The sequence below is a fragment of the Crenobacter sp. CS_VA4 genome (assembly GCF_055597485.1).
In genome coordinates, this window is record NZ_JBVMAE010000126.1 from 1 (window position 1) to 272 (window position 272).

Below are 272 nucleotides of genomic sequence, written 5' to 3' on the forward strand. Positions count from 1 at the left end.
TGGACTTCGATGGCCTCAAGCTCCTTCATCCGCGCCCTCAGGGCGGTGATCTTGTCCTGGAGCCGTTCCTTCCTGGCGTTAGCCACGGCAGGCTCTTGTCGATCAGCGGTGTCCATGGCGGCCAGGTAGCGGTCGATACTGGATTCGATTTCCTCCATACGTCGCTGCAGCTTGGCGCTGGTGAAATTCCGGTCGCGGTTGTTAACCGCCTTGAACTTGCTGCCGTCGATGGCAACCACGGCTTCAGCGAACAACCCCTGTTCCCGGCACAG

General features: G+C 60.3%; 1 pseudogene. It reads right to left on the minus strand.

The features are described 5' to 3' along the window. Positions 1 to 272, minus strand: a pseudogene (locus ACZ2IA_RS23420) (IS5/IS1182 family transposase); the annotation flags it as partial.